The 15,667-nt window shown below is 72.2% G+C and carries 13 protein-coding genes; all 13 read right to left on the bottom strand.

Going from position 1 to position 15,667, the window contains the following annotated elements:
* Positions 1 to 20: 20 nt before the first annotated feature.
* The 13 genes from ACFYPN_RS29650 to ACFYPN_RS29710 all read right to left on the bottom strand — a co-directional run bounded on the left by ACFYPN_RS29650 (position 21) and on the right by ACFYPN_RS29710 (position 15,256).
* On the bottom strand, positions 21 to 1,046 hold the full coding sequence (locus tag ACFYPN_RS29650; protein WP_358761841.1) for an ADP-ribosylglycohydrolase family protein: 1,026 nt from the start codon (positions 1,044 to 1,046) through the stop codon (positions 21 to 23).
* Positions 1,043 to 1,810: an NUDIX domain-containing protein gene (locus ACFYPN_RS29655; RefSeq protein WP_389302495.1), complete on the bottom strand. Its 768-nt coding sequence runs from the start codon at positions 1,808 to 1,810 to the stop codon at positions 1,043 to 1,045. Before ACFYPN_RS29655 ends, ACFYPN_RS29650 begins: the two co-directional genes overlap by 4 nt.
* On the bottom strand, positions 1,807 to 2,886 hold the full coding sequence (locus tag ACFYPN_RS29660) for an AAA family ATPase (RefSeq protein WP_358761837.1): 1,080 nt from the start codon (positions 2,884 to 2,886) through the stop codon (positions 1,807 to 1,809). The genes ACFYPN_RS29655 and ACFYPN_RS29660 overlap by 4 nt, the downstream gene beginning before the upstream one ends.
* Positions 2,883 to 3,563: a nicotinamide riboside transporter PnuC gene (pnuC, locus tag ACFYPN_RS29665; RefSeq protein ID WP_358761835.1), complete on the bottom strand. Its 681-nt coding sequence runs from the start codon at positions 3,561 to 3,563 to the stop codon at positions 2,883 to 2,885. Before pnuC ends, ACFYPN_RS29660 begins: the two co-directional genes overlap by 4 nt.
* A gap of 187 nt (positions 3,564 to 3,750) precedes the next feature.
* Complete coding sequence (locus tag ACFYPN_RS29670; RefSeq protein WP_358761833.1) at positions 3,751 to 5,130, bottom strand: pseudouridine synthase; 1,380 nt, start codon at positions 5,128 to 5,130, stop codon at positions 3,751 to 3,753.
* Entirely contained in the window at positions 5,130 to 5,738 is a 609-nt protein-coding gene (gene scpB, locus ACFYPN_RS29675) for an SMC-Scp complex subunit ScpB (RefSeq protein ID WP_358761924.1), read from the bottom strand. Before scpB ends, ACFYPN_RS29670 begins: the two co-directional genes overlap by 1 nt.
* A gap of 167 nt (positions 5,739 to 5,905) precedes the next feature.
* Positions 5,906 to 7,015 (bottom strand): segregation/condensation protein A, encoded by a 1,110-nt coding sequence (locus tag ACFYPN_RS29680; protein WP_358761831.1) that lies wholly within the window; start codon positions 7,013 to 7,015, stop codon positions 5,906 to 5,908.
* Positions 7,016 to 7,179: 164 nt separating this feature from the next.
* Entirely contained in the window at positions 7,180 to 7,779 is a 600-nt protein-coding gene (locus tag ACFYPN_RS29685) for a hypothetical protein (RefSeq protein WP_358761830.1), read from the bottom strand.
* Positions 7,764 to 8,882 carry a ParA family protein gene (locus ACFYPN_RS29690; RefSeq protein WP_358761828.1) on the bottom strand — a complete coding sequence of 373 codons (1,119 nt, stop codon included), beginning with the start codon at positions 8,880 to 8,882 and terminating at the stop codon, positions 7,764 to 7,766. Before ACFYPN_RS29690 ends, ACFYPN_RS29685 begins: the two co-directional genes overlap by 16 nt.
* A gap of 380 nt (positions 8,883 to 9,262) precedes the next feature.
* Positions 9,263 to 10,378, bottom strand: a complete 1,116-nt coding sequence (ald, locus tag ACFYPN_RS29695; RefSeq protein WP_358761922.1) for an alanine dehydrogenase — start codon at positions 10,376 to 10,378, stop codon at positions 9,263 to 9,265.
* A gap of 179 nt (positions 10,379 to 10,557) precedes the next feature.
* A complete protein-coding gene (locus ACFYPN_RS29700) occupies positions 10,558 to 12,678 on the bottom strand; it encodes a tetratricopeptide repeat protein (protein ID WP_389302500.1) in 2,121 nt (706 codons plus the stop codon).
* A gap of 202 nt (positions 12,679 to 12,880) precedes the next feature.
* The gene (locus tag ACFYPN_RS29705) at positions 12,881 to 13,507 is read right to left on the bottom strand and encodes an NUDIX hydrolase (RefSeq protein ID WP_358761824.1); all 627 of its coding nucleotides are present in this window, start codon (positions 13,505 to 13,507) and stop codon (positions 12,881 to 12,883) included.
* A gap of 84 nt (positions 13,508 to 13,591) precedes the next feature.
* Positions 13,592 to 15,256 (bottom strand): CTP synthase, encoded by a 1,665-nt coding sequence (locus ACFYPN_RS29710; protein ID WP_389302502.1) that lies wholly within the window; start codon positions 15,254 to 15,256, stop codon positions 13,592 to 13,594.
* Between the last annotated feature and the right edge of the window lie 411 nt (positions 15,257 to 15,667).

A 15,667-nucleotide genomic window follows, 5' to 3' on the forward strand; every position in this document is an offset into this window, starting at 1 on the left:
CCCACCTCCGGGGCGGTGGGTCACGAGTCCCAGAGCGCCCCCAGTGACAGCAGGTCGCTCCGGTACTCGATCCGCTCGGCCCACTCCTTCGGCCAGGCCGAAGCTCCCAGGTGGGCGCCGGCGAGCGCGCCGGTGAGGCAGGCGAGCGAGTCGGAGTCGCCCCGGGTGCAGGCGGCGCGGCGGAGGGCGGTGACGGGCTCCTCGGGGAAGAGCAGGAAGCAGTGCAGGGCCGTCGCGAGCGCCTCCTCGGCGATCCAGCCGTCGCCGGTCTTCTCGCAGGGGTCGGTCTCCGGGGACGGGTGGCGCAGCGCCTCCTGGACGCGGGTGAGCACGTCCAGGCACTCGTCCCAGCCACGCTGGATGTAGGACTGGGCGGAGGCGTCGTGGGTGTGGCGCCACAGGTCGCCGAGCCAGTGCTCGTGGTAGCGGCTCCGGTTCTCGTACGCGTAGCTGCGCAGTTGTCCGACGAGGCCGAGGGGCTCCGCGCCCCGGGCGAGCAGGAAGACGGCGCGGGCCATCAGGTCGGAGGCGGCCAGGGCGGTGGGGTGGCCGTGGGTCAGGGCGGCCTGGAGCTGGGCGGCGCCCGCGCGCTGGTCGTCGCTGAGTCCGGGGACCAGCCCGACGGGGGCTACCCGCATGTTGGCACCGCACCCCTTGGAACCGGTCTGGCTGGCTTCCTGCCAGGGACGGTCGCTGTCGAGGAGTTCGCAGGCGACCAGGCAGGTGCGGCCGGGGGCGCGGTTGTTGTCCGGCGAGTGGTACCAGTCCACGAACTCGTCCCGGACCGGCCGGGCCAGCCGGGGCCCGGTGAGCAGGCCCCGGTCCATGGCGGTGCGGATGCCCCGTCCGAGGGCGAGCGTCATCTGGGTGTCGTCGGTGACGAAGGCCTGCCGGGGCAGCTCCATCGCCCGCCACGGACCGCACTTGGCGAGGATGGAGGGCACGTCGTTGAACTCGGTCGGGAAGCCCAGCGCGTCGCCGAGGGCGAGCCCGATGAGCGAGCCGGTGGCGGCCTGTTTGGTGCGGGTCCTGGTGGCGGCGGTCATGGGGTTCTTCCTTCCGGTCGCAGGAGCGGGGGGTGCAGGGCGGTGGCGGTGCCCGCCCGGTAGAGGGCGGCGGGTTTCCCCCGGCCCCCGGTGCGGCGCGGCGGCCCTTCGACGGCCTCGACGAAGCCGGAGGTGGCGAGGACCTTGCGCCGGAAGTTGGGGCGGTCGAGCGGGGTGCCCCAGACGGTCTCGTAGACCTGCTGCAGCTCGCCGAGGGTGAACTCCAGGGGGCAGAAAGCCGTTGCCAGGCAGGTGTATTCGAGCTTGGAGCCGATGCGGTCGTGGGCGTCGGCGAGGATGGTGCCGTGGTCGAAGGCGAGCGGTCCGGGCACCTCGCCGGCCCTCTCACCGAACGCCCACCAGCGGGCACTGACCGCGTCGCCGCCGCCGCGGGGTTCGGGCAGGTCCGGCAGGAGTGCCGTGTACGCGACGGAGACGACCCGCATCCTCGGATCGCGGTCCGGGTCGGTGTAGGTGCGCAGTTGTTCGAGGTGGACCTCGCAGACGGTGTCCTCGTCCAGGCCCGTCTCCTCGGCCAGTTCGCGGCGGGCGGCCTGCGGGGCCGATTCGCGGGGGGCGACGAACCCACCGGGGAGCGCCCAGCGTCCCCGGTACGGTTCTTCGCCGCGTTCCACCAGCAGCACGTGGAGCCGCCCTTCGCGGACGGTGAAGACGGCGAGGTCGACGGTGACCGCGAACGGCGTGAAGGCGTACGGGTCGTACCCCTCGGGGGCTCTCCCCGCTCCGCCCGGCCGGGAGTTCATCGCCGCTCCGGGAGGGGCGGGTTGAAGTGCCAGCCGACTGCGAGGAGTTCGTCGACGGCGGCGACGGCGGCGGCGAGCCGCTCTTCGCGGGAGCCGGTGATCTCCACGAACCGGCGTCCGGTGCGGGTGAGTTCGGCGCGGAAGCGGCTCGTCATCCAGGGCCGCAGCTCCTCGCCGTCGCGCAGTCCGTCGTCCTCGAAGGGGACACCCTCGTGGTCGGTGAGGAGCCAGAGGTGGTGGTCGACGCGGTCCGCGGTCGCCTCGACGCGCGGGTTGCGCCCGCCGACGTACCGCTCGTGCCAGACGGTGGTGGCGAAGGAGTCGGTGTCGCAGAAGAGCACCGGCGAACCGGTCCGCGCGGCGGCCTCCTCACGGTCGTTCTGGACCGCGGCGATCAGCGGGAAGTCGCCCGTGGTGAAGACGACGTCCTCCCACTGGGCGCCCGGGTGGTCGGCGCGCAGGGCCGCGAGCTTCTGCGCGCTGAACTCCCTGCCGTACTCGGACACATCACGGGTACGGGCCCACACCCCGCCGCGTCGCCGGTAGTGCTCGGCCAGCGCGAGCGTCAGGGTGGTGGTTCCGGTGGACTCGGCGCCGAGCACGACGACGCGGCGGGCGAGCGCGGCGCGTACGGGCGGCTCCAGGAAGTCCCAGCAGGCGACGGGGTCCTCGCGGACCGCCGTGCCGGAGACCGGGAAGACGGTGCGGTCCGGGTCGACGGAGACCGCCTCGGCGCCGAAGCGGCGGGCGAGTTCGTCGCCGTACGCCTCCGAGGAGAAAACGGCGTCCACCGGCTCGGGGACGGCCGCGGTGAACACCGCCATGTGCGCGTCCCAGACCGCGGGGTCGTGGACGTCCATGCGTATGTCGTCGACGGTTCCGACGACCGTGGCGGCGGGGTGCGTCTCGCGCATCCAGGCCACCCGGTCGGCGAGCGGCACCGATTCGACGCCGGCGGCGCAGACGAGGACGGTCAGCCGCTCGCAGCGGTCCTGGGCGGTACGGACGAGGTGGTGGTGGCCGGCGTGCGGCGGGTAGAACTTGCCGAGCACCAGGCCGTGGGCGTACTTCCTCACGCCCTCACCCCCGTGCGCCCGGCCGGGCGGCCGGTGGTGCCGGCCGGGTCGGGGCCTGCCGCCATGTCGCGCCGCCAGGAGCGCAGCCCGGCCACACAGAGCCCCAGGAAGCCGACATACAGCAGCGAGGTCAGGTAGAGGCCCTTGTGGGCGTAGAGCGGGATGTAGACGAGGTCGGCGGCGATCCACAGCCACCACGACTCGACCCGTTTGCGGCTCTGCCCGTAGGTCGCCATCAGGGAGAGCGAGGTCGTCAGCGCGTCCCAGAACGGCACGGTGGAATCGGTGGCGCGGGAGAGCAGGAGGGTCAGCGCGAGGGTCCCCACCGCCCCCGCCGCGAGCAGCCAGGCCCCTTCGGCGCGCGGCGTACCGCGCACCGGCAGGACGGACGTCCCTGGTCCACCCCCGTGGGTCCAGGTCCACCAGCCGTACGCGGCGAGGGCGATGAAGACGATCTGGAGTCCGGCGTCGGCGTAGAGGCCGGACTGTGCGAACAGCAGCACGAAGAAGAGGTTGTTGGCGATGCCCACCGGCCAGTTGGCCAGGTGCTGGCGCACCACGAGCCAGACGCAGAGGGCCCCACTGCCGAATCCGAGTACCTCGGTCCAGCTGACGGGGGTGTCCAGCCAGGTGAACAGAGGCTGTTGCAGGGGGTCGAGAACATCCGCGAGACTCACGCCCGCCTCCTTAATGGTCACCCTGACTATAAAGGTGGACCGGAGCATGCGAAAGGCCCGCGGCCGGTTCTGTTCAAAAAAATCGAACAGAACCGGCCGCGGGCCTCGGTGAAGGGCTGTCCTGCCATGCGTGGCACCCGCCAGGAACTGCGGGACAGCCCTGAGGGACCGGAGGGGCCCCGGGGTACTACAGACCGACCTCGCGCATCAGCATGCCGACCTCGGTGTTGGTCAGGCGACGCAGCCAGCCGGACTTCTGGTCGCCCAGCGGGATCGGCCCGAAGGACGTCCGCACCAGCCGGTCGACCGGGAACCCGGCCTCGGCGAGCATCCGGCGGACGATGTGCTTGCGGCCCTCGTGGAGGGTCACCTCGACCAGGTAGTTCTTGCCGGTGTTCTCGACGACGCGGAAGTGGTCGGCGCGGGCGTACCCGTCCTCCAGCTGGATGCCGTCCTTGAGCCGCTTGCCCAGGTCGCGCGGGAGCGGGCCCTGGATCGCGGCGAGGTACGTCTTCTTCACGCCGTACTTCGGGTGGGTGAGGCGGTGGGCGAGCTCACCGTGGTTGGTGAGCATGATGATGCCCTCGGTCTCGGTGTCCAGCCGGCCGACGTGGAAGAGCCGCGTCTCACGGTTGGTGACGTAGTCGCCGAGGCACTGACGGCCGTCCGGGTCCTCCATGGAAGAGACGACGCCGGCCGGCTTGTTCAGCGCGAAGAACAGGTGCGACTGGGTCGCGACGGTCAGGCCGTCGACCTTGATCTCGTCCTTCTGCGGGTCGACGCGCTTGCCCTGCTCCAGCACGATCTCCCCGTTGACCTCGACGCGGGACTGCTCGATCAGCTCCTCGCACGCCCGCCTCGAGCCCATGCCGGCGCGGGCGAGGATCTTCTGCAGCCGCTCGCCCTCCTGCTCGGCGCCCGGGTGGGTCCTGACGACCTCGAAGTCCGGCTTGTCGGCGTACCGGTCACGGTTGCGCTGCTCGATCTTCGCGTCCAGCTCGCGCGGCCGGGCCTGGCCCGAGGGGCCGCGCCGGAAGCCACCGCGGGCGTTGCCCGGCAGAGGGGCCTTCGGGCCGCCCTTGGCGCCGCCGCGGGCCGAAGCGCCACGGCCCTTGCGTGCTTCACTGTCGCCCGCGCCCGAAGAACTGGTCGAGGGGCCGACGTCGTAACGGCGCTCCTCGGGGCGGGGGCGGCGCGGACGCTGCTCCTGCTGGTCGTCGCGGCCGCCACGGCCCTGGGCGCCCTGAGCAGGCCCCCGACCGCCCTGGCCACCCTGGCCGCGTCCGCCCTGACCGCCCTGCGCGGGTCCGCGGCCGCCCTGACCGCCCTGCGCGGGTCCGCGGCCGCCCTGACCGCCCTGGCCGCGACCACCCTGGCCGCCACTCGGGCCGCGGCCACCCTGGCCACCGCCTTGACCGCGGCCGCCCTGGCCACCGCCTTGACCGCGGCCGCCCTGGCCACCGCCCTGGGAGTTGGACCGGAAGGAGCCGCCGCTGCCGCCCCGGGGGTTCCGGTTGCCGCCGCCGCTGCTGCTGCCACTTCCGCTGTTACTGCCACTGCTTCGCATCAAAATTCCGTCTTGTCGTCTGCGTGAGTATCCGGGGTGTCCGGTGCATCCGGATCGAACGACGGCACACCCTCTAGCGTCTCAGCCTCGATCGCGTCCGCCTCCGGGAGGAAGGGAGCGAGTTCCGGGAGCTCGTCCAGACCACGCAGGCCCATACGCTCCAGAAAGTAGTTCGTCGTCCTGTACAGGATCGCACCTGTTTCGGGTTCCGTCCCCGCCTCCTCGACCAGAGCACGCTGCAGGAGGGTCCGCATGACCCCGTCGCAGTTCACTCCGCGCACCGCCGAGACCCTCGAACGGCTGACCGGCTGGCGGTACGCGACCACCGCCAGGGTCTCCAGTGCGGCCTGGGTGAGACGGGCCTGCCGGCCGTCCAGGACGAAGCCCTCCACCGCCTCCGCGTACGCGGTCCGGCTGTAGAACCGCCAGCCGCCCGCCACGAGCCGCAGGTCGAATCCGCGACGCTGGGCGGTGTACTCGTCGGCCAGTTCCCGCAGCGCGAGGGCCACGGCCCTCGGAGGCCGCTGGAGGACCTTGGCCAGGTGTTCCTCGGTGGCAGGCTCGTCCACCACCATCAGGACCGCTTCCAGGGCGGGCTTCAGTTCCAGCTCCGCGACGCTCCCGGAACCGGCCGGCCCGCCGCCGTGGGCGGGCTCCCCCTCGTCCGCGAACCCGCGCGCCCCGCCGTGCCGCGGTGCGCCCCCGCGCCCCGGTCCCGCGGCGACCGCACCGGACCCGCCGGCCTCATCCGTCGCGCCGGTTCCACCGACTCCGCTCACTGCTCCTCGCCCTCCTCCGCGTCCGGCTGGACTTCCCTGTCGAATTCGTCCGTCACGACGGGCTGTGCGCCCTCGTCGCCGCACCACCGCACGAGGAGCTCGCCGAGCGCCTCCTCCTGGTCCAGCGCGACCGCCTTCTCGCGGTACAGCTCCAGCAGCGCGAGGAAGCGGGCCACCACCGTGAGGGTGTCGGCCGCGTCCTCGGTGAGCTCACGGAAGCTGGCCCCGCCCGACCGGCGCAGCAGCGCGACCACGATCGCGGCCTGCTCGCGCACGCTGACCAGCGGTGCGTGGATGTGGTCGACGTAGACCTGCGGCTCGGGGCGGGGCTGCATGGCCTTCGCGGCCAGCCGCGCGAACCCCTCGGGGCCGATGCTGAGGACGACCTCGGGCAGCAGCGCCGCGTGGTGCGGCTCCAGCCCGACCGTACGGGGGAAGCGGCGCGACTCCGCGTCCAGCCGCTCGGTGAAGATGTCGGCGACCCGCTTGTACGCCCGGTACTGCAGCAGCCGCGCGAAGAGCAGGTCCCGCGCCTCCAGGAGCGCGAGGTCCGCCTCGTCCTCCACCTCGGCGGTGGGCAGCAGCCGCGCGGCCTTGAGGTCGAGCAGGGTCGCGGCGACCACCAGGAACTCGGTGGTCTGGTCGAGGTCCCAGTCCGGCCCCATCGCGCGGATGTGGGCCATGAACTCGTCGGTGACCCTGGAGAGCGCGACCTCCGTCACATCCAGGCGGTGCCGGGTGATCAGCTGGAGCAGCAGGTCGAAGGGGCCCTCGAAGTTCGCCAGTCTTACGGTGAACCGTCTGCCGTCCTCCGGCGCCCCCTGAGGGCCCTCTGCCGCACCGGGAGGTGCGCCGGGGACCTCGGGCACCCCGGACGGCTCCGGGCCCACTGGAGGCGCCTCCAGCGCCTCGGGGGCCCCGCGGACCTCCGCCCGCGCCGCGCCGTCTGCCGCCTCCGTGTCCAGCCCCGCGCCGTCCGGCGCCGGTCCTGTCGGCCCCGGCCCGCGTCCGAGGGTGCGGCGGCGCGGGGCGGTGGGGGCGGTGGGGGCGGTGGGGTCGGGGGAGTCTGTGGAGTCGGTGGAGTCGGCGTTTGTCGGCAACGGCAACGGCAAGTCACGGTCCAGGTGTACGGCGGGCGGCGGACCGGCCGTGTCGTGCGGTCGCGCACGGGCCCGGCGTCCGGCAGGGAGCGGGCAGCGGGAGCCGGTCGCGCGGGGCGAATCGGCGGGGGTGTGCGGCCCTCCCGGGCAGGCTACCCGCGGCGGACCGCTCAGCGGCCGCGCAACCGCCGCACGAGGATGCTCGCGTCACCGCGCGACTCCAGGTCGGCCAGGACGACGGCGACCGCTTCGCGGACGATGCGTCCGCGGTCGACGGCGAGTCCGTGCTCGCCGCGCAGGACCAGCCGGGCGTGTTCGAGGTCCATCAGTTCCTCAGCCGAGACGTAGACCGTGATCTTCTCGTCGTGCCGTTCCCGGCCGCTGGGCCGCCGGTTGGCGCCCCTGCCCTGGCCGGTGCCGCGTCCTCGCTGCTGCTGGGGCGCCCCGGTCTGCTCCTGGGCCGGCGGCCGGCCCTGGGGCCCGGGGCCGGTCCGGGGCACCGTCGCGCGCTCCGCGCCGCCCGTGCGTCCGCGCGGATCGACCCCCTCGGCGCCGGCCGCGGAGTGTTCCTCGCGTCCCGCCGGCCGCTCCGGTGGGGCGCCGCCCGCCGGGGAGGACGGCGCTGAGTCGCCCTCCCCGGCGGGTGCGGGCACCCGTACCTCGCCGTTCGCCTTGCGCCGCCGCTCCGCCGGGGAGGAGGACTGGAGTCCCGTGCCCCCGGTCGTGCGGAACAGTTCGTCGGCACCGGGCAGACTCACTCGGCGTGACACCGGGCGAGCACCTCCCTGGCGAGCTGTCGGTAGGCGGCGGCGCCGACCGAGTTGGAGGCGTACGTGGTGATGGGCTCACCGGCGACCGTGGTCTCCGGGAAGCGCACCGTGCGCCCGATGACCGTGTGGTAGACGTGGTCGTCGAATGCCTCCACCACACGGGCGAGCACCTCGCGGCTGTGCACCGTGCGGGAGTCGTACATCGTGGCGAGGATGCCGTCGAGCTCCAGCTCGGGGTTGAGCCGCTCCTGGACCTTCTCGATGGTCTCCGTGAGCAGGGCCACACCGCGCAGTGCGAAGAACTCGCACTCCAGCGGCACGATCACCTTGTGAGCGGCCGTCAGGGCGTTCACGGTGAGCAGGCCCAGCGAGGGCTGGCAGTCGATCACGATGTAGTCGTAGTCGGCCATCAGCGGCTTGAGCGCGCGCTGCAGGGTCGACTCGCGGGCCACCTCGCTGACGAGCTGCACCTCGGCGGCGGAGAGGTCGATGTTGCTGGGCAGCAGGTCCATGTTGGGGACCGCCGTCTTCAGCAGCACCTCGTCGGCCGACATGCCCCGCTCCATGAGCAGGTTGTAGACGGTGAGGTCCAGCTCCATCGGGTTGACGCCGAGGCCGACCGAGAGGGCGCCCTGCGGGTCGAAGTCGACGAGCAGGACACGTCGTCCGTACTCGGCGAGCGCGGCACCCAGGTTGATGGTCGAGGTGGTCTTGCCCACCCCGCCCTTCTGGTTGCACATCGCGATGATCTTGGCGGGACCGTGTTCGGTCAGCGGTCCCGGGATCGGGAAGTAGGGCAACGGGCGCCCCGTCGGGCCGATCCGCTCACGGCGCTGTCGCGCCGCGTCGGGGGCGAGTGTGGCCGCGTACTCCGGATCGGGCTCGTACTCGGCGTCGGGGTCGTAGAAGTGCCCCTCGGGCATCTCGGCGAAGTCGGCGAGGTGGGCGGTGTCGCGGCCACTCTCGTTGCCGGCCATGGCGTTCACGTGTAGGCCGTCCATCATCTGGGGGGGCGTCGTCATGTGCTGGTGGGTCGCGAAGGTGCGGACCGCGACGGAGCCGACAGCTTGGAACCCGTTCGGGCCCTGACCCCGTGCAGGCATCCCTGGTTGACCACCCCCGGGAGTAAATGTCGACTCATTCACAAGTCGTCTTACCTCCTTGGATGTGACCAGGAAACTTATCGATAGGTCAGCGTGGCACCATGCCGACGATGGGCGACTCTATGGCGTGTCACCGCTCCGCAGCAACACAATCCGCCGGACCCGGCCCGATGTGTCGGCAATCGAACACCCCTCTGTCAAGGGTGCACAGGGAGCAAGGCGCACATTTTGCGAGGGTGCGAATCGGATAAAGCCTGGCATTCAGCGCGAGTTGCTCATTGACCCCGAAGCCCCCGACACACCTCCGGCCGGACCCTGCGCGACAAGGTCCGGCCGGAGGTGCGGGATTGACGGAGGGACGGGACGATCGGGCCGGCGGGTCAGCCGATGAGCGATCCCAGATCGACGTGCGGGAGGTCGTGCGCCTCGGCGACTTCGCGGTAAACGACCTGCCCATCATGGGTGTTGAGGCCCTTGGCCAGGGCGGCGTCGCGGCGCAGCGCCTCGACCCAGCCCCGGTTCGCCAGCTCGACGATGTACGGGAGCGTGGCGTTGGTCAGGGCGTAGGTGGAGGTGTTCGGAACGGCCCCGGGCATGTTCGCGACGCAGTAGAACACCGAATCGTGGACCGTGAAGGTCGGTTCCGCGTGCGTGGTGGGGTGCGAGTCCTCGAAGCAGCCGCCCTGATCGATCGCAATGTCGACAAGAACACTTCCCGGCTTCATTTTGGCGACCAGTTCGTTGGTGACCAGCTTCGGCGCCTTCGCGCCGGGGATGAGGACGGCACCGACGACGAGGTCGGCCTCGACGACCGCCTTCTCCAGTTCGAAGGCGTTGGAGACGACGGTCTGGACCCGGGTACCGAAGATCTTGTCGGCCTCGCGCAGTTTGTTGACGTCCCGGTCGAGCAGGGTGACGTGGAAGCCGAGCCCCACCGCGATCTGCGTGGCGTTCCAGCCGGAGACGCCACCGCCGATGACGACAGCCCGGGCCGCGGCCGTACCGGGAACACCGCCGGGCAGCACGCCCCGGCCGCCCGCGGAGCGCATCAGATGGTAGGCGCCGACCTGCGGCGCCAGCCGGCCCGCGACCTCGGACATGGGGGCGAGCAGCGGCAGCGCGCGGTTCGCCGTCTCGACGGTCTCGTACGCGATGGCCGTCGTGCCGGACTCCAGCAGCGCGTCGGTGCACTCGCGGGAGGCCGCGAGGTGGAGGTAGGTGAAGAGGGTCTGGCCCTTGCGGAGGCGGTGGTACTCCTCGGCGACCGGCTCCTTGACCTTGAGCAGCAGATCGGCGGCGGCCCACACCTCGTCGGCGGTGGGCAGGATGCGCGCCCCGGCCGCGGTGTACTCCTCGTCCGTGATGGACGAACCCGCGCCTGCGTTCCGTTCGACGACGACCTCGTGGCCGTGACGGACCAGCTCGTGCACTCCGGCGGGCGTGATCGCCACCCGGAACTCGTTGTTCTTGACTTCGCGGGGGATGCCGACCTTCACGTCGATCACGGTCCTTGGCTCGGAGGGGCGCCCGGGCAGCGGGCGGCCGACCAGGGGCCGGGAGAACGCCGGATTGCACGGACGTGCGCAGAAATGCACCTCACCCGTGGGGGCACCACGGAGACAGGCGGCAGAGCCAGTCTAATGAAGGACTTCCTGCTGTCCAGCCTTGCAAAGAACTAATTTTCGACCGAGACGCCACGGATTTCGTAGGCAGATCCCTCCTCGCCCAGCAGTCTCTCCGCCGTGGCCCGGTGCAGCGAGGCCGCAGCGGGGTCGCCGAGCCGGTCCAGGGTGTCGGCCAGCCGCAGCTGGAGCGCCGCCTGGAGGCGCACGTCCTCGGCCTGCCGGGCCAGATCGACGGCCTCCCGGCAGGTGCGCAGCGAGTCGTGCGGGCGGCCCGCGTACTCCTGGACCCGGGCGGCCTCGCTGAGCGCCCTGGCCTGGGCCGGGAGGTCGCCCAGCCTGCGCAGGACGGACGCGGCGGCCCGCCAGTTCCGCAGCGCCTCGCCGTACCGTCCGGCGTAGGCGTGCACCGCGCCGAGCCGCCCGTAGAGCCGCGCCTCGCCCTCCCGGTCGCCCTGTGCGAGCCGCTGCGCGAGCGCCCGGCCGTACCAGTCGGAAGCGCGCGGGTAGTCCCCGAGCTCGGCGTAGGCGCCTCCTGCGGATTCCATGGCCCGGCCGGTGGCGTAGAGGTCCTTCGCCTCCCGCCCGGCGTCCAGTGCGGCCCGGTAGCGGGCCAGGGCGGCGCGGGTGCGGCCCGTGCCGGCGTCGAGGTCGGCGAGGTTGAGCAGCGCGGCGGCGCGTTCCCGCGGCAGCTCCCGGCGCTCCGCGACGTCGAGCACCAGGCCGTGCAGCCCGTACAGCTCGGGTGCGGCGGCCTCGGTGCCCAGATGGGCGGCGAGCGCCCGCACCAGGGCCGCGACCAGGCGGCGGGCGAGGGTGTCCAGTTCTCCGTCCGCCACCGCCATGCGGGCCGCGGCCACCAGCGAGGGCAGCCTGACGCGCAGCCAGACGGCGGCCTCCTCCGGACGGGCGAAGCGGAGTGCCCTGGGCAGTCCGGCGAGCCTGCCCCGGACCGGGGAACCCTCCGGCTCGGTGACCGCACGGCAGGAGTGGAGCAGCCGTACGGTGCGCTCCAGCATCCGGGCCCGGGCCAGTTCGATCTCGGCGGGCCGGTCCCGCTCCTCCAGGAGGTTCCGCAGGAGGGGCGCCAGACAGCCCGGCACCTCATACTGGGGTTCGGCGGCGCCGTCCGTACGGAGCAGACCGAGGCCGACGAAGTCGTCCAGGGTGCGGCGGGCGGCGGAGACGGAGCAGCCGGCCAGCGCGGAGGCGGTGTGCGCGTCCGCGAGGCCGGCGGGCGCGAGCGCGAGCAGTCGCAGTATCCGGGCGGGGGCGTCGAGCAGGGAGTCGTGCGCCATCCGCAGGGCGCGGACCAGCGGGCGGGCGCCCACCGGCTGCTCGCTCTCCTCCGGGGTGCGCCGCAGATGCTGGGTGGCGTCGGCGACGGAGGCGGTCGGCCGGGCGGCGATCCACCCCGCGACCAGCAGCAGGGCGGCGGGCTGGCCGCCGCACTCCTCCACCAGGGTCTCGGCGGTCCGGGGGTCCACGGTGATCCGCACCTGCCCGACCACCCGGGCCAGGAGGCGCACGGCGGAACCGGTGTCCAACCCGCCGATGGTGCAGGGGCGGACGTCGGGGACCCCGGTCAGCGGCCCGGCCGCGGTGGCCAGCACCAGGCAACCGGGCCCGTCCGGGAGGAGGGGGTCCACCTGCTCGGCGTCCACCGCGTCGTCGAGCAGGAGCAGCAGCCGCCGTACGGCGAGGGCCTCCCGGACCATCTCGGTGAGCTCGTCGGCGGCCGCGCCGGGCGGGGTGGCGAGGGAGAGCAGGCCGAGGATCTCGCGGGCGGTGCGCTCGGCGGGCACCCGGGTGCCGTCGGGGTCGGTCAGGCCGACGCGCAGGACACCGTCCGGGTAGTCGCCGGTCCCGGTGCCGGGAGCGGCCCAGGGCAGGGGGCCCATGGAGCCGCCGACGGGGGCCGTACCGGTCAGCGCGTGCGCGAAGGCGGCGGCGAGGGCGCTGCGTCCCGATCCGGGGCGTCCGGCGATCAGCAGGACCCGGGCGCGGGCCGCCTTGCGGCCGGCGAGGGTGTCCAGCCCGGCCCGCTCGATGTCCTCCTGAAGGGCTTTCAACTCTCTTTGGCGGCCGAAGAGTTCGGGTGGGGCGGTACCGGAGGGCTCCTCGGTGCGGGGCGCTCGGGCCGGGCCGCTGGTGTCCACCGCCTGATCCGTCACGAGTTACGCTCCACTTCGCCGCACCCGGTGCCCGCCGGAGCTCCGGCGGGCCTTTCGAGCGTAGTTCAGCAGCGCCGCGGATCAGGGTGGAGCGAGGCGGTGACACCCCCGATCGGATCAACGATTATTACGATCGTCCGACGGAAATCGGGGCGGGAAACACCGGCGGGAGACACTCGCGGGAAACGCCCGCGGGCAGCCCCTACGACTCGAACGGACGGGCCGGCCAGGGGGACTCTGCCGGGCGCAGCGACTGCTCGCCGTCCCCCGTACGGGCGGCGGTCAGCGCCAGCACCCCCATGACCAGGCAGCTGTTGTGCAGTTCGCCCGCAAGGACGCCCCGGACGAGGTCCTTCAGCGGGACCCGCGCCAGCTCCATGTCCGCCTCCTCCTCGGCGACGGCGAAACGCTCACCCACCACGTCGGAGAGACCACGGGCGAGGAAGATGCGTACCGCCTCGTCGGAACCGCCGGGACTGGTGTAGACGTCGGTCAGGACCCGCCAGTCCTCCGCCTTGACGTGCGCCTCCTCGTACAGCTCGCGCTGGGCGGCGGCGAGCGGGTTCTCGCCGGGGACGTCGAGCAGCCCGGCCGGGACCTCCCAGAGCTTCTGGCGCACGGGGTGGCGGTACTGACGCAGCACCAGGACGTGGTCGTCCTCGTCGATCGCGAGGATCGCGACGGAGCCGGGATGGACCTGGTAGTCGCGGCCCACGACCGTGCCGTCGGGCATCACCACGTCGTCGGTGCGGACGCTGGTCTTGTTGCCGGTGAAGGGAGTCACCGTCGCGGTGACCCGCCATTCCTCGGCCCTGTCCTGGATGCCCATCTGCGTCCTCCCGCTTCCGTCACGAAAAACCGGGGCACCCGTCCTCGGCGGACGCGTACCCCGGTCAACGGTAATGCCTCGGGACTACTTGCCCGATTCGGCGGCCTCCGCCTGACGGGCGACGGCGGCCTTCACCAGACCCGCGAAGAGCGGGTGCGGGCGGGTCGGGCGGGAGCGGAGCTCCGGGTGGGCCTGGGTGGCGACGAGGTAGGGGTGGACCTCGCGCGGGTACTCGACGTACTCGACGAGCTTGTTGTCCGGGGAGGTGCCGGAGAAGACCAGGCCGGCCTTCTTCTCCAGCTCCGTGCGGTAGGCGTTGTTCACCTCGTAGCGGTGACGGTGACGCTCCTCGACGTACGGCTCGCCGGCGTACGCCTCACGCACGATCGAGCCCTCGGCGAGCTTCGCCGGGTAGAGGCCCAGGCGCATCGTGCCGCCGAGGTCGCCGGCGCCCTCGACGTACGCGAGCTGCTCCTCCATCGTGGAGATGACGGGGTGGGAGGTGGCGGCGTCGAACTCGGTGGAGTTGGCGTCCGGGATGCCGGCGATGTTGCGGGCCGCCTCGATCACGATGCACTGGAGGCCCAGGCAGAGCCCGAGCAGCGGCACCTTGTTCTCGCGGGCGTACTGGATGGCGCCCACCTTGCCGTCGACACCGCGCTCGCCGAAGCCGCCGGGGATGCAGATGGCGTCCACGCCCGCGAGGTGCCGGGCGGCGCCGGCCGGGGTCTTGCAGTCGTCGGAGGTGACCCACTCGACCTTGACGCGGGCCTTGTTCGCGAAGCCGCCGGCCCGGATGGCCTCGGTGACCGAGAGGTAGGCGTCGGGGAGGTCGATGTACTTGCCGACCAGGGCGACGGTGACCTCGTGGTCGGGGTTGTGGACGCGGTCCAGCAGGTCGTCCCAGGTGGACCAGTCCACGTCGCGGAAGGGCAGGTCCAGCTTGCGGACCACGTAGGCGTCGAGGCCCTCGGTGTGCAGCACCTTCGGGATGTCGTAGATCGACTTGGCGTCGACGCAGGCGACGACGGCGGTCTCGTCCACGTCGCACATGAGCGAGATCTTGCGCTTGATGGCGGTGGGGACGTCGCGGTCGGCGCGGAGCACGATGGCGTCCGGCTGGATGCCGATGTTGCGGAGCGCGGCCACGGAGTGCTGGGTCGGCTTGGTCTTCAGCTCGCCCGAGGGGCCGATGTAGGGCAGCAGGGAGATGTGCACGACGAAGACGTTGTCCCGGCCGACCTCGTGCCGCACCTGACGGACGGTCTCCAGGAACGGCAGCGACTCGATGTCGCCGACGGTGCCGCCGACCTCGGTGATGACCACGTCGACGTCACCGGTCGCCATGCGGCGGATGCGGGACTTGATCTCGTTGGTGATGTGCGGGATGACCTGGACGGTGTCGCCGAGGTACTCGCCGCGCCGCTCCTTGGCGATGACCTGGGAGTAGACCTGCCCGGTCGTGACGTTGGCGGAACCGTCGAGGTCGACGTCGAGGAAGCGTTCGTAGTGACCGATGTCCAGGTCGGTCTCGGCGCCGTCATTGGTGACGAACACCTCACCGTGCTGGAACGGGTTCATCGTGCCGGGGTCGACGTTGAGGTACGGGTCGAGCTTCTGCATCGTGACCCGGAGGCCACGCGCCTTGAGCAGCGCACCCAGGCTGGAGGCAGTCAGACCCTTGCCGAGGGAGGAGGCGACACCCCCGGTGACGAAGATGTGCTTGGTCGTCGTGGATGTGGGCTGCATAGCCAAGAGGGGGCTCCCGTGGTAGCGAATCTGGGGTACGTACCGGCTGCCGAACCGGAGATTCCGGGGGTGCCGTCGCTGCGGTTCGGGGGCCTCGTCCGCTCTCGCGCACGACCACCGGTCCACGGGCTACCAGCCTAACAGCGACCTGGAGAGGCTGCTTCCGGTCACACCGCGTGCACGAGCGTCACCGTTCCCCCTCACCCGCTCCAGGCCCCACCCGTTCGGCTTCGACAAGATCCACGGACCGTCGCGCGGATCACTTCGGTGCGTCGTATCCTGCTCGGACACTCGCCGACGGGCGGGACGGTCGGCCCGCGGCATCACCCCCGCCCGCTCCCGCCGGCCCGAAGAACTCATCGGCCCCTCCTGAACATTTTTTTAATCACGCAGCAAGCGCCCCCGAGCGGG

Origin of the sequence: Streptomyces sp. NPDC005576 (assembly GCF_042871745.1) — a bacterium.
Classification (GTDB): Bacteria; Actinomycetota; Actinomycetes; order Streptomycetales; family Streptomycetaceae; genus Streptomyces.